This window comes from Mediterraneibacter hominis (assembly GCF_014287475.1).
Lineage (GTDB): Bacteria > Bacillota > Clostridia > Lachnospirales > Lachnospiraceae > Mediterraneibacter > Mediterraneibacter hominis.
In genome coordinates this window covers 614,053-635,881 of sequence record NZ_JACOPF010000001.1, presented here as the reverse complement: position 1 = coordinate 635,881, position 21,829 = coordinate 614,053, and the positions used below count along the sequence as shown (strand labels likewise).

Here is a 21,829-nt window from a genome sequence, read left to right as displayed (position 1 = left end):
AGAAACAGGGAATACAGAAAAAAAGGAGAAGAAGAGAAATATGAAAGCAGTAGTATATCATGGAAATGGAAAAATCGGACTGGAAGAACGGCCGCTTCCAGAAATAGTAGAAGATACAGACGCGCTGGTAGAAGTAACACTCGCTACAATATGTTCCAGCGATATTCACATCAAACATGGGGCGGTACCAAAGGCGAAAGAGGGAGTCATACTGGGACATGAATTTGTAGGAAGGGTTGTAAGGACAGGAAGCGCAGTTAAAAAAATAAGATCGGGAGACAGGGTGGCAGTAAATGTAGAAACATTCTGTGGAGAATGTTATTTCTGTAAAAGAGGATATGTCAATAACTGTCAGGATGCGAATGGAGGATGGGCGCTGGGATGCAGAATTGACGGAGGGCAGGCGGAGTATGTCCGGATTCCCTATGCAGACAATGGGCTGACGAAAATACCGGATTCTGTCAGTGACGAAGCGGCTCTTTTTACAGGAGATTTGCTTTCTACTGGCTATTGGGCAGCGAAAATGTCAGAAATTCATCCGGAAGATACAGTGGCAGTTATTGGTGCAGGGCCGGCAGGAATCTGTACGATGCTGTGCATGGCTTTATACCACCCCGGAAAGCTGGTTGCTATAGACATAGATACAGACAGGCTGGAAGCAGTTAAAAGGGAAAAAATTGCGGATATAGTGTTGAATCCTGGTAAAGACCGCGTAGAAGAAAAAATACGGGAACTGACAGAAGGAAGAGGCGCGGATTTTGTAGTAGAAGCAGCCGGAACCTCCGCGACCTTCGAACTTGCATGGAAGATTGCAAGGCCCAATGCGGTTGTCGGGATTGTAGCGATGTATGAAAATCCGCAGGTACTGCCGTTTCCAGATATGTATGGGAAAAACCTGACTTTTAAAACCGGAGGGGTAGATGCAGCAGACTGTGAAAAAATATTAAAGGAGATAGAAAAAGGAAACCTAAATACAACATGTATGATTACCCACCGCACTACATTTGACCATATTATAGAGGCATATGATATTTTTGAACATAAAAAAGAAGGCGTTATAAAATATGCAATTTGTGTGAAAGGAGCATGAAATTTCTGTGAAAACCGCTGACGAAAGAAAATATGGGGCAGAATATAGATACAAAAAGAAGGGACCTGAATAAGGATGAAAAAAAGTCAGAAGATAACGGCCGCAATATTAACTGTGCTCGTAATTAGTCTTAGCGGCTGTAAAAGTGCGGCAGTAGAAGAGTTACGGTTTTCAGACAAGGAAACAAAAGTACAGGATGCGTCAGCCTCTGCCGAAAAGTATGAGGAGAACGGAACGAAAAATAAAAAAGAGAAAATGAAAGAGATAGAAGAAAAGCGCCTTCCACGTTCTGTTATTTTAGATGTAGAAGCTATCTATCAGGAACCAGAGCTGCCCACAGGCTGTGAGTCGGTTGCGCTGACAATGCTGCTGCGATACGAAGGATTTGAACTGGATAAAACAACGATTGCAGAGGAATATCTGATTTACAGTGAAAATTGGAATTTTGACGAAGGATATGTCGGTGACCCTGCCTCCTATGAAGGGGCGGGGTGTTTTCCGCCCACGCTTGTAAAGACGGCACAGGTGTATCTGGATGAACAGGACTCTTTAATAAATCCAGTGGATCTTACAGGGAAAAGTATGGAGGAGCTGCTCCACTATATAGCCTGCGGTCATCCGGTGGCAGTGTGGACTTCTATGTATATGGAAATGCCTGTCTTAATAGAGCAGGAGGACAGCGCATTTCCGTGGTACGACACAGAACATTGTGTAGTTCTTTCCGGCTATGATTTAGAAGAAGGAACGCTGATTGTACAAGATCCGTTGATGGGAACGATTAAGCGGGAGAAAGAGGCATTTGAGGAAATTTACAATATCATTGGACAATATGCAATTGTCCTGCTGTAAACAGAGATTAGAGTTCTATTTTTTCACTCCCTTTACTATATTGGTAATAGACGATATAGTAGAGGGAGTTATTTTATGAAAACAGTTCTGGGAATACTCTTAAGTGCCTGTTTGTGTGTACAGAGTGTGTATGCGATGCCGGCGGCGCCGGATATTTTGTATGAGGAAGAGCAAGAAGAAACAACTGCAGAAACACAGGAAAATGAAGAAACAGAAGAAAGCGGCAAACAGGCGGCCGGCCCAGAAGTCAGCGCGCCGTCAGTGATTTTGATGGAAGCTTCCACCGGTACTGTCATTTACGAAAAGGATGCAGATACGGCAAGGCCGCCCGCCAGTGTGACGAAAATTATGACCTTGCTTTTGATTTTTGACGCATTAGAAGAAGGAAAGATTTCTTTGGAGGAAGAGGTCACGACCTCAGAATATGCCGCATCTATGGGTGGTTCACAGGTTTTTCTGGAGGTGGGAGAGAAGCAGACGGTGGATACAATGATAAAATGTATCTCTGTGGCGAGTGCCAATGACGCATGTGTAGCAATGGCAGAATACATAGCAGGGAATGAAGAAGAGTTTGTCCGCCAGATGAATGAACGTGCCAAAGAACTGGGAATGGAAAATACAAACTTTGTAAATTGTAATGGGCTGGATGCAGATGGACATGTAACCAGCGCGAGGGACATTGCGCTAATGTCCAGAGAGTTGATCACAAAATATCCGCAGATACATGACTACTGTATGGTATGGATGGAAAATATTACACATACGACAGACAAGGGAAGTTCAGAATTTGGACTTACCAATACCAACAAACTGGTAAGGCAGTACGAGTATACGACAGGGTTGAAAACAGGCTCTACAGGAGATGCGAAATTTTGTGTTTCGGCGACAGCAGAGAAAAACGAAGTGGAATTGATTGCGGTTGTCATGGCAGCGGAGAATTCAAAGCTAAGATTTCAAGATGCTACGACATTGCTGAATTATGGATTTGGAAAATGTCAGGTATACCAGGATAAGGAGCCGGAGAAGATGAAGCCGGTTTCTGTAGAAGGCGGTGTACAAGAGAAAGTTTCTTGCAGCTATGCAGATACATTTTCCTATTTAGATACGACTGGGGCGAACCTAAACCAGATTACAAAAAGTGTGGATTTAAAGGAACCGGTGAAAGCGCCTCTAAAAAAAGGAGAACAGATAGGAAAGGTCGTATATAAACTGGACGGCAAAGAAATAGGCAGTGTTCCGATTATTGCAGGAGAGAATGTTGAAAAAGCAGGAGTTTTTGATTATTTAAAGGATGCTTTTAGACAATGGTGTGTTTAATGCTGTTTCTATATATTGGCTGAACACTAAGAGAAAACAAAGGCTGTACCAAAGGTGCCTTATGCCTTATAATAGAAAAAGACAATGCTGATTTTATTGGACAGCGCAGTTGATGAAAGACTTAAGGAGGAGGCATAAGTGAGAGGGATAGGGATGCTGATTTCTGCTATGGCGGCGGCAGTAGGGGGATGTATTGCAGAGATGTGCAGGGAACAGAAATATTTTCAGGTTACAAAATATATGTTTCAGACAGAAAAAGTTTCCAGCGCATCGGGAAAGATAAAAATTGTATTTCTTAGCGATCAGCATAATAAAGTATATGGAAATAAAAATAAAATATTGTATGAGTCTGTAAAAGCGGAAAAGCCGGATCTTATACTGATTGGCGGAGATATGCTGATTGGGAAAAAAGGGGTCCTGGCAGAGCCGGCATTGGACTTTGTGCGTCGGCTTCCGCTTATTTGTCCGGTTTATTATGCAAATGGAAACCATGAGCAGCGAATGAAAGAAAGGACTGCATATTTCGGAAATACATATCACGAATATAAGGAGAGGCTTCTAAAGGCAGGGGTTCACTTCCTGGAAAATGAAACAGTCCATCTGAAAATAAAAGGTACAGCTCTATGCATCAGTGGGCTGGAGCTGCCGCTGTATACATACAAAAAATTTCAGACATTTCCTATAAAAAAAGAGGACATAAGGAAACGGATTGGAACTGCTGCAAGGGATGAATTGCAAATATTACTGGCGCATAACCCCGCTTTTTCAGAAATTTATAAAGAATGGGGGGCAGACCTTGTACTAGCAGGGCATTTACATGGAGGGCTTGTCAGAGTACCGGGATTTAGAGGTATCATTACGCCGCAGCTTAAGCTGTTTCCAAAGTATTCTGGAGAAATGAGAAAGGATAAAAATCAGGCTGTGATTGTGAGCAGGGGACTTGGCATGCATACAATTAAAATCCGTCTGTTTAACAAAGCAGAGGTTGTTTCTGTCTGCCTGTATGGTCCGGATGGAAAGAATCACTTGTGAAATTAAGAAAATTCACTTATAATGAGTAACGTTGGTGTACAAGGACAAGCAGTAAGATGGAGGAAATATGGGGATTCCGGTAAAGCTGGAGGTGTTTGAAGGTCCGCTGGATCTTCTGCTGCACCTGATTGATAAAAATAAAATAGATATTTACGATATCCCGATTGTGGAAATTACAAATCAGTATATGGAATATATAAGGAACATGCAGAGGAAAGACTTAAATGTGATGAGCGAATTCCTTGTTATGGCAGCGACCCTTCTGGATATTAAATGCAAAATGCTGCTTCCAAAGGAAGTAAATGAAGAAGGGGAAGAAGAGGATCCACGCAAAGAACTGGTAGAACAGCTTCTTCAATATAAAATGTACAAATACATGGCGGAAGAATTAAAAGGACGGCAGACAGACGCAGAGTGTGTGCTCTATAAAAATCCGACCATACCATTGGAGGTTAAGGAATATGAAGAACCGATAGATTTGGATATGCTGCTGAGGGATCTGACGCTTACGAAGCTGCAGGCAGTTTTTCAAGACGTTTTAAAGCGGCAAGACGAAAAAATCGATCCGGTCAGGAGTAAATTTGGAAGGATTGAGAAAGAAGAAGTTACTTTAAATGACAAGCTTTCTTATATTAAAGAGTATATAGAAAAGTATCAAAGATTTTCTTTTCAAAGCCTGCTTGAAAAACAGAGAAGCAGAATACAGACAGTAGTTACGTTTCTTGCCGTATTGGAGCTTATGAAGCTGGGGACAATTCGGGTGGAGCAGGCAGGCATCTGCGATGAAATTATGATTGAAAGGAATGGACAAGGATGGAAATCGAAAAATTAAAGGGAATTATAGAGGCAATTCTCTTTACAATGGGCGATTCGGTAGAGCTTGAAAAAATAGCGGCGGCGATTGAGCACGATGAAGATACAACGCGAAGGATCATCCACAATATGATGGACTGCTACGAAGAAGAAAACAGAGGCGTGCGCATCATTGAACTTGACAATTCCTTCCAGATGTGCACAAAAAAAGAGGACTATGAATATTTGATCCGAATAGCCAAACAGCCAAAACGATATGCTCTTACAGACGTTTTGTTAGAGACACTTTCGATCATTGCTTATAAACAGCCGGTGACAAAACTAGAAATCGAAAAAATACGGGGAGTCAAATCCGATCACGCAGTAAATAAACTGGTGGAATACGGACTGGCGGAAGAAGCGGGCAGGCTGGAAGCGCCGGGAAGACCGCTTTTATTTAAAACCACAGAAGAGTTTTTAAGAAGGTTTGGCGTGCAGTCTTTGGATGAGCTGCCTTCACTCAATGAAGAACAGATAGAGCATTTTAAGGAAGAGGCAGAAGACGAGGTGCAGCTGAAGCTGGATATATAAAGTTCTATTTCCTAATGTGAAAGCATACATAGTAGTAAGGATGTGCTGTGGAGGAAAGAATGAAAAAAAGGATATTGTGCGCAGTTCTTTCTCTGGCGCTTTTTCTCTGCCTGCTGCCAGGAACCGTAATAAAGGCTGCACCGACAGAAGAAATAAAAAAGAAAATAGAAGAACCAGAGAATTTATACGCCCAGTCGGCAGTGTTAATAGATGCGGACAGCGGGCGTATTTTATTTGCCAAAAACGGACAAGAAGAACGTCCAATGGCAAGTACAACGAAGATTATGACGTGTATTCTGGCGTTGGAGCTTGGAAATATGGAAGAAAAAGCGGTGGCAAGCGCGCAAGCGGCGGCCCAGCCGGAGGTAAAACTAGGAGTGAAGGAAGGACAGGAGTTTTATTTAAAAGATCTTCTTTACTCTCTGATGCTGGAGTCTCACAACGATACGGCTGTTGTAATTGCAGAGCATATTTCGGGAAGCACAGAGAAATTTGCTGAAAAAATGAATGAAAAAGCAGAAAAATTAGGATGTAATCATACATATTTTATCACTCCGAATGGGCTGGATGCGCAGGATGAAATTGGCATTCACCATACTACGGCAGAGGATCTGGCTGTAATTATGAAATACTGTATTATGGACTCACCAAAAGCAGAGGAATTTCTTGCGATCACACAGACGAAGGAATATCAGTTTTCAGACTGTTCCGGAAATGGGAATTACCATTGCTCTAATCACAATGCATTTCTGAATATGATGGATGGAGCGATCTCCGGAAAAACCGGATTTACAGCAGATGCAGGGTACTGTTATGTAGGGGCGTTATCCGATGGAGAACGGACATTTATCGTAGCACTGCTTGCCTGTGGGTGGCCAAATAATAAAGGATATAAATGGAGCGATACTAGAAAGCTTATGACATACGGACTTGAAAACTATCAATACAGGGACGTATGGAAAGAAATAGAAGAGAGCAAAGTTGTTGTAGAAAATGGTGTAACAGAAGATTCATTTCCGGGAGAAAAACTGGAAATAGAAACCAGAGTGAAGGGAAAAAGCTGTATGCTCCTTCTGCGGGAGGATGAGCAGGTAGAAGTGACCTGTGAAATGCCGGATAAATTGAAAGCTCCTGTACAAAAAGGAAATGTGGTAGGAAAAGTTATATATACACTTGGAAATGAAAAGGTAGCAGAGTATGAGATTGTGACAGATGAGACAATTGCAGAACGTTCTTTTTCTTGGAGCTGTTCCTTTATTTTTCAGAATTATTTTTTGAACGAAGACAGGAAGATTAAAATAAATCAATAAAAATGATTAATTTTACCACTGGTATATATGGAGGCGCTGTGATAGTATAGGGTAAGATAAAAAAAGACAACCAAATTGATAAAATATAAGGAGAAAGAAAATGAAAAATTGTGCGAAATATGAGAGAACCTATTTCATGCCTCCAGAGGAATGTTATGACTGGGTAAAAAAAGATTATATAGAAAAGCCGCCTATGTGGTGCAGCGTGGATTTAAGAGACGGGAATCAGGCGTTAATTGAACCTATGAGCCTGGAGGAAAAATTGGAATTTTTCCAGCTTCTTGTAGATGTAGGCTTTAAGTCGATAGAGGTAGGATTCCCCGCGGCTTCAGAGACAGAATATCAATTTTTACGTGCACTGATAGAACAAAATATGATTCCGGATGACGTTACAATTCAAGTACTTACACAGGCGAGGGAACATATTATAAGAAGAACATTTGAGGCAGTAAAAGGAGCGCCACACGCTGTAATACATGTATACAATTCTACTTCTGTGGCACAGAGAGAGCAAGTATTTAAAAAAGACAAAGAGCAGATCAAAAAGATTGCAGTGGACGGCGCGAAACTTTTAAAAAAGCTGGCACAAGAAACAGATGGAAATTTTACATTTGAATATAGTCCGGAAAGTTTTCAGGGAACGGAAGTAGATTATGCATTGGAAGTGTGCAATGCAGTTTTAAAGGTATGGAAGCCTACAAAGAAAAACAAGGCAATCATTAATCTTCCTACAACTGTAGAGAACGCAATGCCTCATGTGTTTGCAAGCCAGGTAGAATTTTTCCATAAGCATCTTCTCTACAGGGAAAATGTGCTTCTTTCTCTGCACCCGCACAATGACAGAGGTTCAGGAATTAGCGATGCGGAGCTTGGAATCCTCGCGGGGGCGGATCGTATTGAGGGGACACTCTTTGGAAATGGGGAGAGAACAGGAAATGTGGATATTATTACACTGGCTATGAATATGTTTTCCCAGGGAGTAGATCCGGGACTGGATTTTTCAGATATGAGTGATATATGTGAAGTCTATGAGCGCGTTACCAGAATGAAGGTATCACCACGCCAGCCTTATGCAGGAGAATTGGTATTTACCGCATTTTCCGGTTCCCACCAGGACGCAATCGCCAAAGGAATGGCATGGCGGGAAGAAAAGAACTGTGAGACATGGACGGTTCCATATCTGCCGATTGATCCCCAGGATGTGGGCAGAAGATATGATTCGGACGTAATTCGGATTAACAGTCAGTCAGGAAAGGGCGGTATCAATTATATATTAAAACAAAGCTTTGGAATCAGTCTTCCAGAAAAGATGAAGGAGGAAGTGGGATACCTCGTAAAGGATGTATCGGACAAAGCACATAAGGAATTGACGCCAGACTGGGTATATCATATTTTCGAAGACCATTATATCAATGCAAAGAGTATTTTTACAGTAGATGCGTGTCATTTTAAACAGGAAGATGGAATTGTGGCAGAGGCGACGATTCATCATAAGGGAAATAACCGGCTGATTACAGGGGTGGGAAATGGACGTCTGGATGCAGTCAGCAATGCGATCAAACATTATTTTGACGTCAGCTATGAACTGGCCTTTTATGAGGAACATTCTCTGACAAAAGGCTCATCTTCCCGGGCGGTTGCCTATGTAGGCGTTATCTGCAATAAAAGGAAATACTGGGGTGTCGGCATAGATGCCGATATTATTAAGGCATCTGTAGAGGCGCTGGTTGTAGCAGTCAACAAAATAGAAGAAATCGCTAATTTAGATTCCTGCAAAGATGAACGGCTTCTGGAGATTACAAATTATATTTATGCGAATTATAAAGAAGTGACCTTAGATGATTTGTCTGAGAAATTTTATCTCTCTAAGCCATATCTTTCTAAATATATCAAAGAAAAGTCGGGCATGACTTTCGGAGATATACTTAAAAAAGTAAGAATGAAAAAGGCAAGGGCACTGCTCAGGAGCAGCAACGCCACCGTAGAAAGCATTGCAGAATCAGTGGGTTATCAGAATGTAGAACACTTTAACCGCATATTCAAAAAAATGTATAATATCACACCAGTACAGTTTAGAAACAGAAAAGCTTAATATAAATTTAACGAAGCAACAAGCAGTGCGAAAAGAACAGAAGGGCCCTGCGTCATGCTTGCATGTAAGCAGGGGACTTTATGCTTCTTTTCATTCGGCTACTGCCGATAGCGAAATAGAGCGTATGCGGAATTGAGCTTACACTTTCGCCAGCTTAAGTTTATAATTAGTAACGGAAAAAATCGGCTTCACGCTGCTATGCATTTCCAATCGGAAGTAGTATAGATACTTCTAATTGAAGGGCTATAACAACGTGAAGCCGGTTCTGTTCTGTCTGAAATTGTGAATTTAATTGGGGAAGGACGTAAGCAGAAAGAGAAGGCAGTGCATAAGCAGAGAATTTTAAGCGGAGCTTGGTAGATACAGATTGTTCTGTTTGTTAAGTGGGAAGCACGGAGTTCCAATGGACGATATGCTTCTACACTGTTACAAACATTCAATCGGATTTACCACAGTGGAGCCCTGACCTGCGTTGCACTGCCTTCTCTTTTTGCGTACCATTCTTTCGTCAATTAACTTTATATTTCACTATGTGAAAAAAATGTCATTTTGGATATTTATGAATTGAAATTTTAGGACAAGTAGTATATACTAAAATAGGCAGAAATTTTGGTTTATGTAAAACAAATTTATTTATATGGAGGGCTAGAATATGAGCTACAATGCAACAGGAAACTCAGCAAGCAGAAGAATTGCCGCTATGCTTGATGAGGGAAGCTTCGTTGAAATCGGCGGTGCTGTTACGGCTAGAAGCACAGATTTCAATCTGCAAGAAAAAGAGACTCCGTCTGACGGTGTTATTACAGGGTATGGGGTCATCGATGGAAATCTTGTGTATGTATACAGCCAGGATGCCACTGTATTAAAGGGAGCAGTTGGCGAAATGCACGCAAAAAAAATTGCCAATATATATGATATGGCAATGAAAATGGGAGCTCCGGTTATCGGTCTGATTGACTGTGCAGGATTAAGACTGCAAGAGGCGACAGACGCCCTTGAAGCTTTCGGCAGTCTTTATTACAAACAGTCTATGGCATCTGGTGTCGTACCACAGATTACGGCTATTTTTGGTATGTGCGGCGGAGGTCTTGCAGTGGTGCCAGGACTGACAGACTTTACGTTTATGGAGAGTAAAGAAGGAAAATTGTTTGTGAATTCTCCAAATGCACTGGAAGGAAATGAAATTTCTAAATGCGATACATCAAGTGCGGAGTATCAGAGTAAAACAGCCGGACTGGTAGACAGCATTGGCACAGAGGAGGAAATTCTCGGGCAGATTCGTTCTCTTGTGTGCTTGATTCCAGCAAATTACGAGGATGACCTTTCCTATACAGAATGTACAGATGATTTGAATCGTGTCTGTGGAGAGATTGCAAATGCTGCGGAGGATGCGTCTATCGCGCTTTCCATGCTTTCTGACAGCCAGGTTTTCTTTGAAACAAAGAAAGAGTATGCAAAAGATATGGTGACGGGATTCATCCGTTTGAATGGAATGACTGTAGGCGCTATAGGTAACCGCTCTAAAGTGTACAATGAGGAAGGAAATATTGCAGAGGAATTCGACTGTGCTCTTTCAGTAGACGGCTGTAAAAAGGCAATTGATTTCGTGAATTTCTGTGATGCTTTCTCTATTCCGGTACTCACACTGACAAATGTAGCAGGATTTGCCGCAACAGTTGAATCTGAGAAGAACATGGCAAGGGCAGTCGCAAGAATGACGTATTCTTTTGCAAATGCGACTGTTCCGAAAGTAAATGTCATTGTGGGAAAAGCATATGGCAGTGCATATGTAGCCATGAACAGTAAGTCGATTGGCGCGGATATGGTGTATGCATGGCCGTCATCTGAGATTGGCATGATGGATTCTGCGCTTGCAGCAAAGATTATGTATGCGGATGCAGATGCGGACACATTAAAAGAAAAAGCGGCAGAATATAAGGAACTACAGTCAAGCCCGGTTTCTGCGGCAAGAAGAGGGTATGTAGATGCAATCATCGAGCCGGCGGATACAAGAAAATATGTGATCGGAGCATTTGAAATGCTGTTCACAAAAAGAGAGGATCGTCCGGATAAAAAACACGGAACGGTTTAGTGAGGTGAGGCGAAGTGAAGAAAAAAATTAGTTTATTAGGACTTGTCCTCATTCTCGTCCTTGGATTTACAGGATGTGGCAGCAAGTCCTCTGATGCGGCAGAATATGATAAAGCAACTCTGGAAAGTCAGGCAGAGGCCATTTTGTTTAGTTTCAGCAACATGACAGATACAGATTTTGAAGTCTTTGAAGACATGTCAGACTTAGAACTGAATCTGACATTGCTCCAATCAGGAATAAAAATGGAGCCGGCTGATTTTCTGACGATGATTGAGGCATGGAAAGCCGGACAGGAAGAATGTGGCACCTATCTTCAAAATGAAGCATTTGAAATGGAGACTACAAATGAAGGCGTAAAGCTTACGGCACCGGCTGAATTTGAGGATAGAAGCGGGACAATCGAATTTGCATTTGATGAAGAAATGAATATGGAAAGCCTGACTGTCAGCGCAGAGTATTCAATGGGAGAAATTCTTGAAAAGGCAGGACTTAATACAATATTGGGAATGGGAACCGTATTCGTAGTACTGATTTTTATTTCATTTATTATTTCCCTGTTTAAACTTATCCCTGCAATTGAAAAGAAATTCAAAAAACAGGCAAAGGCAGAGCCGGCAAAGGTGCCGGAGACAGCAGAAGAATCTGTTGCGGAGACTGATTTGGGAGACGAGGAGCTGGCGGCGGTTATCGCGGCGGCAGTTGCTGCTTCTGAAGGAACTTCTACGGATGGTTTTGTGGTTCGTTCAATTAAGAGAAGAAAATCAAATAAATGGAATTAATCAGGAGGAAATAAAAATGAAGAATTATACAATTACAGTAAACGGAAATGTATATGATGTGACAGTAGAAGAAAAAGGAGCAGGTGCAGCACCGGCAGCTCCAGCACCGGCAGCGGCTCCAAAGGCAGCTCCGAAAGCAGCTCCGGCTCCAAAAGCAGCGGGAACAGGAAGTATCCAGGTAAAAGCAGGGGCGGCAGGAAAAGTATTTAAAATTGAGGCAAATGTAGGACAGAGCGTTCAGGCGGGAGATCCTGTTGTTATCATTGAAGCAATGAAGATGGAAATCCCAGTAGTAGCCCCGGAAGCGGGTACAGTTGCTAGTATCGATGTAGCAGTAGGCGACGCCGTTGAAGCAGGAGCAGTACTGGCTACATTAAACTAGTTTACCAGGAGGTTTGACAAATGGAATATATTTCAAATACGCTGGGGAATCTTGTACAGCAGACTGCCTTTATGAACCTTACGGTCGGAAACCTGATTATGATTGGCGTCGCATGTATATTTCTCTATTTAGCAATCAGACACGGTTTTGAACCGCTTCTGCTCGTTCCGATTGCGTTTGGTATGCTGCTGGTTAATATTTATCCAGATATTATGCTTCATGCCGAAGATGCGGCAAATGGAACAGGCGGGCTTCTCTATTATTTTTATGTACTTGATGAATGGTCAATTCTCCCATCTCTGATTTTCCTCGGAGTCGGAGCAATGACAGACTTTGGCCCCTTGATTGCAAATCCGAAGAGCTTCCTGCTCGGTGCAGCAGCTCAGTTCGGTATTTTCGCAGCATATCTCGGAGCAATGGCGATGGGATTTTCAGACAAGGCTGCCGCGGCAATTTCTATCATCGGCGGGGCAGACGGGCCGACTTCTATTTTCCTGGCAGGAAAACTGCAGCAGACGGCAATTTTAGGGCCAATCGCAGTGGCAGCATACTCTTATATGTCACTGGTGCCGATTATCCAGCCGCCGATTATGAAACTTCTGACGACAAAGAAAGAACGTCAAATCAAGATGGAACAGTTAAGGCCGGTATCCAAACTGGAAAGAATTTTGTTCCCGATTATTGTTACAATTGTTGTATGCGTGATTCTGCCTACGACGGCTCCTCTGGTAGGTATGCTGATGCTTGGTAACCTGTTCAGAGAGTGTGGGGTCGTAAGACAGCTTACAGAGACAGCATCTAACGCACTGATGTATATTGTAGTTATTTTGCTTGGCACATCTGTAGGCGCAACAACAAGTGCAGAAGCATTCTTGAATTGGGATACCATCAAAATCGTTATCCTTGGATTGATTGCGTTTGCATTTGGTACAGCGGCAGGGGTACTGTTCGGTAAGCTGATGTGTTGGGCTACTAAAGGAAAGGTAAATCCGTTGATCGGCTCTGCAGGTGTATCTGCGGTGCCTATGGCAGCCAGAGTTTCACAGAAAGTCGGAGCAGAGGCGGATCCTACGAACTTCCTGCTGATGCATGCGATGGGACCAAATGTTGCCGGCGTTATCGGTACCGCAGTTGCAGCCGGAACATTTATGGCAATCTTTGGCGTTAAATAAAAGTGGAGGAAAAGCAAATGGCAGAAATTGAAAAGAAACCAGTTAAAATAACAGAGACCATTCTGCGTGATGCACATCAGTCATTGATTGCAACCAGAATGACGACAGAACAGATGTTACCAATCGTAGAGAAAATGGATAAGGTTGGATTTCATGCAGTAGAGTGCTGGGGAGGAGCGACATTTGACGCATCTCTTCGTTTCCTGCATGAGGATCCGTGGGACAGACTTCGTAAATTCCGAGATGGATTTAAAAACACAAAATTGCAGATGCTCTTCCGCGGACAGAATATTCTTGGTTACCGTCCGTATGCAGATGATGTGGTTGAGTACTTTGTACAGAAATCTGTTGCAAACGGAATTGATATTATCCGTATTTTCGACTGTCTAAATGACATCAGAAACCTTCAGACCGCAGTGACGGCTGCAAATAAAGAGAAGGCACATGCACAGGTGGCAATGTCCTATACATTGGGAGATGCGTATACCTTAGAGTATTGGATGGAGCTGGCAAAAAGAATTGAAGATATGGGCGCAAATTCTATCTGTGTCAAGGATATGGCAGGTCTGCTCTGCCCATATCAGGCGACAGAGCTTGTGACAGCGCTGAAAGAGGCTGTTGATATTCCGATTGAGATGCATACACATTATACGTCCGGTGTAGCTTCTATGACTTATTTAAAAGCAGTAGAGGCCGGTGCAGACATCATTGATACGGCAATGTCACCGTTTGCCCTGGGAACTTCACAGCCGGCGACAGAAGTGATGGTAGAGACCTTCAAGGGCACTGAGTATGACACAGGCCTGGATCAGAATCTGCTTGCGGAGATTGCAGATTACTTCAGACCGATCCGAGATGATGCTCTGGAAAGTGGACTGTTAAATCCAAAGAATATGGGTGTTAATATCAAAACCCTTTTATATCAGGTTCCAGGAGGCATGCTCTCCAACCTGACCTCACAGTTAAAAGAACAGGGCGCAGAGGATAAATTTTACGATGTTCTGGAAGAAGTACCGCGTGTGCGTAAAGATTTAGGAGAGCCTCCGCTTGTTACACCGTCTTCACAGATTGTCGGTACACAGGCAGTATTTAATGTTTTGATGGGCGAACGGTATAAGATGGCTACAAAAGAGACGAAGGATATTTTGTCTGGCAAATATGGTGCCACAGTAAAACCGTTTAATGAGGAAATACAGAAAAAAGTAATTGGAGAAGATGCAGAAGTAATTACATGCCGTCCGGCAGACTTAATTCCAAATGAACTGGAAACACTGCGTAAAGAGTGTGAACAGTGGATACAGCAGGATGAGGATGTTCTCACCTATGCGCTTTTCCCGCAGGTTGCAGTAGACTTCTTTAAATACAGAGAAGCGCAGCAGACAAAAGTAGACGCAAAAGTAGCAGATACAGAGAATGGTTCCTATCCGGTTTAGAAAATAATGTGTAAAAGCGAAAAGGGTAAATGGCATTTTTGAAAAAGGATGCGGTTTACCCTTTTTCTTTGTCCGATTACAGCTTTATTCTGTATGAAATTCATTTGTGCTGGAAATGCTTTCGTGATATAATGTTACAGGTCAAGAGGAGGCATCTTATGGATCGAAAAGAGAGGATTTGCAGATTAAGAGAATACATGGAGTCTGCTAAGATAGACATATGTATTATCCCAACTGCGGATTATCATCAGAGTGAGTATGTAGGAGAACATTTTAAGCTGCGGGAATACCTGACCGGATTTACCGGATCGGCAGGTACAGCCGTTTTTGCAAAAACAGAAGCAGGGCTTTGGACAGACGGGAGATACTTTCTTCAGGCATCCAGACAGCTTGAGGGCAGCGGAATTGAATTGTACCGCATGGGGGAGCCGAGGGTTCCTTCGGTGGAAGAATTTCTAAGAGAAAGGCTGCCGGATAGAGGTGTGCTCGGAGTAGATGGCCGGACAATAGGAGTAAATACAGGATGTATATATGAGGAGATTGCAAAAGAAAAAGGCGGAGTACTCCTGTATGATATAGATATAGCGTCCTCTGTGTGGAAAGAACAGCCTGCTTTATCACAGAAGAGTGTTTTTTCCCTTCCTCTGAAGTATACTGGAAAAAGCACAGCACAAAAGCTTGAGCAGATAAGAAATGTTATGAAGGAAAATAAAACAGATGTGCATGTGCTTACGAGTCTGGATGATATTGGCTGGATTTTAAATCTTCGGGGACAGGATGTAGAATACTTCCCTTTGTTTTTGTCTTATATGATTATCAGACTGGATACAGCCGAGCTTTATGCGGAGGAAAGAAAATTTTCAGAAGAAATAAAAAGAGAACTAAAAGAAAATAAAATTACGATTTTGCCTTACAGCCGTATTTATGAACAGATAAAAAAATTGCAGAAGGATACGGTGCTTTTAGACAAAGACAGAGTAAATTATACATTATACCGGAAGCTTCCAGGGCAGTCAAAGATCGTCTGGAAAGAAAATCCGGAAATTATGATGAAGTGTGTAAAGAATCCGACAGAGGTGGAAAATATAAAAAGAGCCCATTTAAAAGACGGAATCGCACATACAAAATTTATGTACTGGCTGAAGAAAAATGCAGGTGCAAAAGAGCTCACAGAACTGGAAGCTTCTAAGAAGCTGGAAGCCCTTCGTGCAGAGCAGGAAGGGTTCCTGTGGCCAAGCTTTGCGCCGATTTGTGCATACGGGAAGCATGGCGCTATTGTGCACTATAGTGCAAATGAAGAGACAAACGCACAAATTTTAGAAGGAGGACTTCTTCTTACAGACACAGGAGGAAATTATCTTGAGGGCTCTACAGATATTACACGGACTGTAGCCATCGGTGAAGTGAGTCAGGAAGAAAAAAATCATTTTACACTGGTCGCAGCAGGAATGCTTCGGCTGTCTGCCGTACGGTTTCTCTATGGATGCAGTGGAGCCAATTTAGATTATGCGGCAAGAGAACCGTTTTGGAGAGAAAGTTTAAACTTCAACCATGGAACTGGACATGGAGTAGGGTATTTGGGGAATATTCACGAGCCGCCTATTGGATTTCGCTGGAAATGCGGCAAAAGCGATATGCATCCGTTAGAAGAAAATATGGTGATTACGGATGAGCCGGGGATTTATATCGAAGGATCCTACGGAATCCGATTAGAAAATGAGCTTCTTGTGCGCGCAGGAGAAAAAAATGAATACGGGCAGTTTATGTATTTTGAAACGCTTACTTTTGTGCCGATTGATTTGGATGCCATCAATCCAGAAAAGCTGGAAGAAAGAGAAAAAGAACTTCTGAATGTCTATCATGCAGAGGTATATAGAAACATTGCACCGTATTTATCAGAAGAAGAAAGAAGCTGGCTAAAAGAATATACAAGATCAATATAAAAAGGACAGGTAGAAACATGGAAATGGGAGAAAACAGTGCAAATGAACTATTGATGCGCATGGAAAATAAATATGCAAAGCTGAGCAAGGGGCAGAAGCGTCTTGCCGATTATGTGCGGGAAAATTATGATAAGGCAGTGTTCCTCACTGCCTCAAGACTGGGAGAAGTAGTCGGAGTAAGTGAATCTACGGTAGTTCGGTTTGCAACACAGCTTGGATATAAAGGGTATCCGGGATTTCAGAAAGCGCTGGAGGAACTGGTGAGGACGCGGCTGAATTCGATTCAGCGAATGGAAGTGACTTACGGAAGAATCAGCCAGTCGGAAATTCTTGCTACCGTATTGCAGTCCGATATTGAAAAGATCAAGCTCACACTGACGGGGATTGATCAGAAGGCATTTGAGCTTGCCATTGATACAATATTGAATGCAAAAAAGATTTATGTAATTGGAATCCGCAGCTGCGCTCCACTGGCATCTTTTTTGAGTTTTTATCTGAATTTAATATGTGAGGATGTTGTGCTGGTGAATACAAACAGTTCCAGCGAGATTTTCGAACAGCTTATTCGAATCAATGAGAAGGATGTAATCATCGCAATCAGCTTTCCGCGATATTCCATGCGTACGTTAAAAGCGCTCGAGTTTGCAAGCAATCGGAAAGCAAAGGTGATTACACTGACAGATAGTGTACATTCCCCCATGAATTTATATTCTTCCTGCAATCTGATTGCCAGAAGTGATATGGCGTCTATCGTGGATTCACTGGTAGCTCCTTTGAGCGTGATCAACGCATTGGTAGTGGCGCTGTGTATGAAGAAGCAAAAAGAAGTGATCAGTACGTTGGAAATGCTGGAGGATATATGGGATGAATATCAGGTGTACAGCGGAGACGAATTGAACCATGTAAGTGATATGAAGCTTCAGAAGGAGAAGGAAGAAAATGAGTAGAGTGCTCATAATCGGCGGCGGCGCCGCAGGAATGGCGGGGGCAGTATTTGCAGCGGAAAAAGGCAGCGAAGTACATGTATTTGAAAAAAATGAGAAGCTGGGGAAAAAACTATTTATTACTGGAAAAGGTCGCTGTAATTTTACAAATGCTGCAGATGCAGAGGTGTTTTTTTCTTCTGTGGTTCGTAATCCTAAATTTTTATACAGTGGGTTTTATAGCTTTACAAATGAACAGGCGATTGATTTTTTTGAAGGGCTTGGTGTAAAAACAAAGATAGAACGAGGCGGCAGAGTTTTTCCCGCTTCCGATCATTCTTCTGACATTATTCAGGCGTTGAAGAGAAAAATGGAGAAGCTGGGCGTGCAGATTCATCTGCATACGGAGGTAGCGGATATACTGGTAAAAGACCAAAGATTTTATGCTGTTCGTCTAAAAGACGGAAAAACGATAGAGGGAGACGCCTGCATTGTAGCGTCGGGAGGACTTTCGTATCCATCTACCGGTTCTACAGGAGACGGGTACCGGTTTGCAAGGAAATGCGGGCATACAGTGACAGAACTGTTACCGGCGCTTGTTCCAATAGAAGTAAAAGAATGGTATGTGAAAGAGCTGCAGGGACTTTCCCTTAGAAATATTCGTGTACAGATTACGGATGGGAAAAGGAAGGTGTATGAAGAGTTCGGCGAGATGCTGTTTACACATTATGGTGTAACGGGTCCGGTCATTTTAAGTGCAAGCAGCATTGTAGGAAACATACTGAAAAAGAAAGAGTTGATGTTGCATATCGATTTGAAGCCGGCGCTCTCTGTAGAAAAGTTAGAGCAGAGAGTCCTGCGTGAGTTTGAGTCAAATCATAACAGGCAGTTTAAAAATGTGGCGGCAAGTCTTTTTCCATCAAAATTGCGTCCTGTTATGGTAGAATTATCAGGGATTACTTCTGAAAAGAAAATAAATGAAATTACTAGGGAGGAACGCAAAAGATTTATTAGCCTTATAAAGGATTTCCAAATGACGCTTACGAGAACAAGGGAGTACAAAGAGGCAATTATTACGCAAGGCGGTGTAAATGTCAAAGAGATCGATCCGGGGACAATGGAGTCAAAGCTGGTAAAGCATTTATATTTTGCAGGAGAAGTGATAGATGTAGACGCTCTGACCGGAGGATTTAACCTGCAAGTCTGTTGGAGTACGGCATACTTGGCCGCTGCTGCCGCGTCAGATACGATTTAAAAAAGAGAAGAAGATATAGAAAAGGAATTTGGAGGAGTTATCGTATGGGATTATATATGGAAAATAAACTTCCGCCTAAGCAGAAGCTTTACTCTGTGCAATTCAATCCGATGAAACATTGTGCAGAGTATCGTATGAGAGTATACATTTGATTTCATCGGAAAAAGCAGGGCAATTTGTAAAAGGGAGAAATCTTCTTTTATTATTGCTCCTTTTTCCGTATCGTTTTATGTATAGCGGGCTATGGACAATGTTTGTCTGTAGCCTTTTGTTTATTCAGGGCGGATACCATATGCTAAGAAAGGATAAGTCCGTCTATAGAAAAAAAGAACAGAAGGCAGATACAGCTTGTATCTATCTTCTGTTCTTTTTTTCTATTAGGAAGGGCTGCAGAGAGTAAGATTTCAGGGGCGAGGGCGTAGAGTGGAATCGCGCGGGTTACCTTAAAAATAAAAAGAGACAGAAAAGAGAGGAAAATAATGAGTTTACTGGAAATTATAAAGTTAAGTCATTCTTTTGGAGATAATATTTTGTTTAAAGATGCCTGCTTTAATTTAAATAAAGGAGAGCATATAGGAATAGTTGGAAAAAATGGAACGGGAAAAAGCACATTCATTAAAATCTGTACAGGGCAGCTTATCCCAGATGAAGGCAGAATAATATGGCAGCCGGACGTAAAGCGGGGATATCTGGATCAATATGCACAGATAGATAAAACGCTTACAATAGATACATTTCTGAAAACAGCGTTTGTCAAGCTATATGAGATGGAAAAAAAGATGAACAGCCTCTATGAAGAGGCAGAGAAGTGCGGCAATGTGTTGAAAAGGGCGGCACAATATCAAGAGGAGTTAGAGTGCCAGGAATTTTATCTGATTGATACAAAAATCGATCAGATAATGGAAGGGCTGGGGTTGACAGTATTAGCAAGAAACCATCCTGTAGGACAGATGAGTGCAGGGCAGCGTGCAAAGGTTATCCTGGCAAAGCTCTTACTGGCAAAGCCAGATATACTGCTTTTGGACGAACCGACAAACTTTTTAGACAAAGAGCATATACACTGGCTTTCAGAGTATCTTTCAAAACTACCGAACGCTTTCTTGGCAGTTTCCCATGATAAGTCATTTTTAGAACAGATATGTACAGGGGTCTGTGACATCGACCAGAAAAAGACAGTAAAATATAATGTATCTTATCCAGAGTTCTTAGTAAAAAAAGAACGGATATATAAAGAATATAGCCGGAAGTACAACGCGCAGGAAAGACAGGTAAAAAAGACAGAAGAGTTTATTCGGAAAAATATCGCTGGAAGAAAATCTAAAATGGCGCGAGGCAGGAGAAAGCAATTAGAACGAATGGAAAAAATAGCTCCGCCAGCGCAAGAAGAAAGAAAACTATTTTTTAGTTTCCAAAAGGCTCCTGTGAAAAAGACAGAATATTTAAAAATAAATGGGCTTTCTGTGGGATACCATATTCCGATCTTAGCAGAGCTTAATTTTTCTGTGAAAGGAGGGGACAAGATTGCAGTAACAGGCTTTAACGGAATTGGAAAATCAACATTTCTAAAAACATTAATGGGGAAAATTCCACCTATAAAAGGAGAATTTTGTTTTTCAAGTCAAGCGAAAATCGGATATTATGAGCAAGATTTTAACTGGCTGGATTTAAGAAAGACACCGGTGCAGATACTTTCCGATTCTTATCCTTCCCTTAAAACAAAAGAAGTGAGAGAATTACTTGCGAAATGCGGAATTTCGCAGAGGCAGGCCACACAGGAGATAAAAACGTTAAGTGGAGGAGAACAGGCAAAAGTACAATTATGTCTGCTTATGCACACACCATATAATTTTCTGATTTTGGATGAACCTACAAACCATCTGGATATTCCATCTAAAGAAGCATTAAAGAAAGCTTTGAAAGAATTTGAAGGAGCTGTTCTTCTTGTCTCCCATGAAGAAAGCTTTTATCAAGACTGGATAAAGAAAGTAATACATATTGAAAAGGCAGGGAGTTGGCAGTAAAATAAAGCAGGTACTATGACAAAAAATTAAAGGCAGAGGGATGAAGATGAACGAGATATTGATAGTAGAAGATGATATACACATAAACGCGCTGCTAAAAGAAGCGCTTCAAAAAGAAGGATATGGCTGTACACAGGCATTTTCAGGGACAGAGGCAAGGCTTCTTTTAACAATGAACCGATATGCTTTAGTACTCCTGGATCTGATGCTGCCGGGAATATCGGGGGAGGATGTGCTGCAGGAAATCCGCAGGCAGGGACAGACTCCGGTTATCGTACTGACGGCAAAAGATACGATTGACGTAAAAGTGGAATTTTTGAAAAAAGGCGCAGATGACTATGTGACGAAACCATTTGATATTAAAGAGGTGCTTGCTCGAATAGAAGTGCAGCTGCGAAAAAGTACAAAGGAAATTCAGAAAACGAAAATATCCTATCAAGGAATGGTATTAGATAAAGATACACACCAGGTATTTATAGATGAAAGAGAATTACCTAAAATTACAAAACAAGAATTTTCCATATTGGAACTGCTTTTAAAACATCCCAAAAAAGTATTTAGTAAGGAAGAAATTTTTGAATATGCGTGGGAGGAAGTATATATGGGAGAGACGAAAACGTTGGATGTACACATCAGCAATATGCGAAAAAAGATAAAAGAGGTTTCTGACAAAGAATATATAGAGACAGTATGGGGGATTGGTTTCCGCCTCCACCCGTAATCTTTACTCTTTTTTTACGATTTATTTGCGATTCA

General features: G+C 41.9%; 18 protein-coding genes. All 18 read left to right on the top strand.

Annotated features, from left to right (window positions below):
• The first annotated feature begins 40 nt into the window (after positions 1–40).
• The 18 genes from H8S37_RS02985 (at position 41) to H8S37_RS02900 (ending at position 21,794) form a co-directional block, all read left to right on the top strand.
• Positions 41–1,090, top strand: a complete 1,050-nt coding sequence (locus H8S37_RS02985) for an alcohol dehydrogenase (protein WP_186874558.1) — start codon at positions 41–43, stop codon at positions 1,088–1,090.
• 75 nt (positions 1,091–1,165) lie between these two features.
• Positions 1,166–1,939: a C39 family peptidase gene (locus H8S37_RS02980; RefSeq protein ID WP_186874557.1), complete on the top strand. Its 774-nt coding sequence runs from the start codon at positions 1,166–1,168 to the stop codon at positions 1,937–1,939.
• A gap of 75 nt (positions 1,940–2,014) precedes the next feature.
• Positions 2,015–3,256 (top strand): D-alanyl-D-alanine carboxypeptidase family protein, encoded by a 1,242-nt coding sequence (locus H8S37_RS02975; RefSeq protein ID WP_186874556.1) that lies wholly within the window; start codon positions 2,015–2,017, stop codon positions 3,254–3,256.
• A gap of 138 nt (positions 3,257–3,394) precedes the next feature.
• Positions 3,395–4,288: a metallophosphoesterase gene (locus H8S37_RS02970; RefSeq protein WP_186874555.1), complete on the top strand. Its 894-nt coding sequence runs from the start codon at positions 3,395–3,397 to the stop codon at positions 4,286–4,288.
• A 67-nt stretch (positions 4,289–4,355) separates the two neighbouring features.
• A complete protein-coding gene (locus H8S37_RS02965; protein WP_186874554.1) occupies positions 4,356–5,120 on the top strand; it encodes a segregation and condensation protein A in 765 nt (254 codons plus the stop codon).
• Complete coding sequence (scpB, locus tag H8S37_RS02960) at positions 5,102–5,671, top strand: SMC-Scp complex subunit ScpB (protein ID WP_186874553.1); 570 nt, start codon at positions 5,102–5,104, stop codon at positions 5,669–5,671. Before H8S37_RS02965 ends, scpB begins: the two co-directional genes overlap by 19 nt.
• A gap of 59 nt (positions 5,672–5,730) precedes the next feature.
• Positions 5,731–6,981 (top strand): D-alanyl-D-alanine carboxypeptidase family protein, encoded by a 1,251-nt coding sequence (locus tag H8S37_RS02955; RefSeq protein ID WP_186874552.1) that lies wholly within the window; start codon positions 5,731–5,733, stop codon positions 6,979–6,981.
• Positions 6,982–7,081: 100 nt separating this feature from the next.
• The gene (locus tag H8S37_RS02950) at positions 7,082–9,073 is read left to right on the top strand and encodes a 2-isopropylmalate synthase (protein ID WP_186874551.1); all 1,992 of its coding nucleotides are present in this window, start codon (positions 7,082–7,084) and stop codon (positions 9,071–9,073) included.
• A gap of 652 nt (positions 9,074–9,725) precedes the next feature.
• Positions 9,726–11,165: an acyl-CoA carboxylase subunit beta gene (locus H8S37_RS02945; RefSeq protein ID WP_186874550.1), complete on the top strand. Its 1,440-nt coding sequence runs from the start codon at positions 9,726–9,728 to the stop codon at positions 11,163–11,165.
• A gap of 14 nt (positions 11,166–11,179) precedes the next feature.
• On the top strand, positions 11,180–11,944 hold the full coding sequence (locus tag H8S37_RS02940) for an OadG family transporter subunit (RefSeq protein WP_186874549.1): 765 nt from the start codon (positions 11,180–11,182) through the stop codon (positions 11,942–11,944).
• A gap of 16 nt (positions 11,945–11,960) precedes the next feature.
• The gene (locus H8S37_RS02935; RefSeq protein ID WP_186874548.1) at positions 11,961–12,326 is read left to right on the top strand and encodes a biotin/lipoyl-containing protein; all 366 of its coding nucleotides are present in this window, start codon (positions 11,961–11,963) and stop codon (positions 12,324–12,326) included.
• A gap of 20 nt (positions 12,327–12,346) precedes the next feature.
• On the top strand, positions 12,347–13,498 hold the full coding sequence (locus H8S37_RS02930; protein WP_186874547.1) for a sodium ion-translocating decarboxylase subunit beta: 1,152 nt from the start codon (positions 12,347–12,349) through the stop codon (positions 13,496–13,498).
• A 17-nt stretch (positions 13,499–13,515) separates the two neighbouring features.
• Entirely contained in the window at positions 13,516–14,931 is a 1,416-nt protein-coding gene (locus tag H8S37_RS02925) for an oxaloacetate decarboxylase subunit alpha (protein ID WP_186874546.1), read from the top strand.
• 158 nt (positions 14,932–15,089) lie between these two features.
• Complete coding sequence (locus tag H8S37_RS02920) at positions 15,090–16,874, top strand: aminopeptidase P family protein (protein ID WP_186874545.1); 1,785 nt, start codon at positions 15,090–15,092, stop codon at positions 16,872–16,874.
• 23 nt (positions 16,875–16,897) lie between these two features.
• Positions 16,898–17,821 carry a MurR/RpiR family transcriptional regulator gene (locus tag H8S37_RS02915; protein ID WP_186875750.1) on the top strand — a complete coding sequence of 308 codons (924 nt, stop codon included), beginning with the start codon at positions 16,898–16,900 and terminating at the stop codon, positions 17,819–17,821.
• Positions 17,814–19,052 (top strand): BaiN/RdsA family NAD(P)/FAD-dependent oxidoreductase, encoded by a 1,239-nt coding sequence (locus H8S37_RS02910; RefSeq protein WP_186874544.1) that lies wholly within the window; start codon positions 17,814–17,816, stop codon positions 19,050–19,052. The genes H8S37_RS02915 and H8S37_RS02910 overlap by 8 nt, the downstream gene beginning before the upstream one ends.
• Positions 19,053–19,531: 479 nt before the next feature.
• On the top strand, positions 19,532–21,073 hold the full coding sequence (locus tag H8S37_RS02905; protein WP_186874543.1) for an ABC-F family ATP-binding cassette domain-containing protein: 1,542 nt from the start codon (positions 19,532–19,534) through the stop codon (positions 21,071–21,073).
• A 46-nt stretch (positions 21,074–21,119) separates the two neighbouring features.
• Positions 21,120–21,794, top strand: coding sequence for a response regulator transcription factor (locus H8S37_RS02900; protein ID WP_186874542.1), 675 nt, complete (start codon positions 21,120–21,122; stop codon positions 21,792–21,794).
• The last annotated feature ends 35 nt before the right edge of the window (positions 21,795–21,829 follow it).

What these genes read in the sequence shown, in the direction of transcription:
- H8S37_RS02945 (WP_186874550.1), top strand. Translation starts at nt 9,726, where the DNA reads ATGAGCTACAATGCAACAGGAAACTCAGCAAGCAGAAGAATTGCCGCT.
- H8S37_RS02965 (WP_186874554.1), top strand. Translation starts at nt 4,356, where the DNA reads ATGGGGATTCCGGTAAAGCTGGAGGTGTTTGAAGGTCCGCTGGATCTT.
- H8S37_RS02950 (WP_186874551.1), top strand. Translation starts at nt 7,082, where the DNA reads ATGAAAAATTGTGCGAAATATGAGAGAACCTATTTCATGCCTCCAGAG.
- H8S37_RS02930 (WP_186874547.1), top strand. Translation starts at nt 12,347, where the DNA reads ATGGAATATATTTCAAATACGCTGGGGAATCTTGTACAGCAGACTGCC.
- H8S37_RS02900 (WP_186874542.1), top strand. Translation starts at nt 21,120, where the DNA reads ATGAACGAGATATTGATAGTAGAAGATGATATACACATAAACGCGCTG.
- H8S37_RS02935 (WP_186874548.1), top strand. Translation starts at nt 11,961, where the DNA reads ATGAAGAATTATACAATTACAGTAAACGGAAATGTATATGATGTGACA.
- H8S37_RS02910 (WP_186874544.1), top strand. Translation starts at nt 17,814, where the DNA reads ATGAGTAGAGTGCTCATAATCGGCGGCGGCGCCGCAGGAATGGCGGGG.
- H8S37_RS02985 (WP_186874558.1), top strand. Translation starts at nt 41, where the DNA reads ATGAAAGCAGTAGTATATCATGGAAATGGAAAAATCGGACTGGAAGAA.
- H8S37_RS02975 (WP_186874556.1), top strand. Translation starts at nt 2,015, where the DNA reads ATGAAAACAGTTCTGGGAATACTCTTAAGTGCCTGTTTGTGTGTACAG.
- H8S37_RS02905 (WP_186874543.1), top strand. Translation starts at nt 19,532, where the DNA reads ATGAGTTTACTGGAAATTATAAAGTTAAGTCATTCTTTTGGAGATAAT.
- scpB (WP_186874553.1), top strand. Translation starts at nt 5,102, where the DNA reads ATGGAAATCGAAAAATTAAAGGGAATTATAGAGGCAATTCTCTTTACA.
- H8S37_RS02920 (WP_186874545.1), top strand. Translation starts at nt 15,090, where the DNA reads ATGGATCGAAAAGAGAGGATTTGCAGATTAAGAGAATACATGGAGTCT.
- H8S37_RS02915 (WP_186875750.1), top strand. Translation starts at nt 16,898, where the DNA reads ATGGGAGAAAACAGTGCAAATGAACTATTGATGCGCATGGAAAATAAA.
- H8S37_RS02980 (WP_186874557.1), top strand. Translation starts at nt 1,166, where the DNA reads ATGAAAAAAAGTCAGAAGATAACGGCCGCAATATTAACTGTGCTCGTA.
- H8S37_RS02955 (WP_186874552.1), top strand. Translation starts at nt 5,731, where the DNA reads ATGAAAAAAAGGATATTGTGCGCAGTTCTTTCTCTGGCGCTTTTTCTC.
- H8S37_RS02925 (WP_186874546.1), top strand. Translation starts at nt 13,516, where the DNA reads ATGGCAGAAATTGAAAAGAAACCAGTTAAAATAACAGAGACCATTCTG.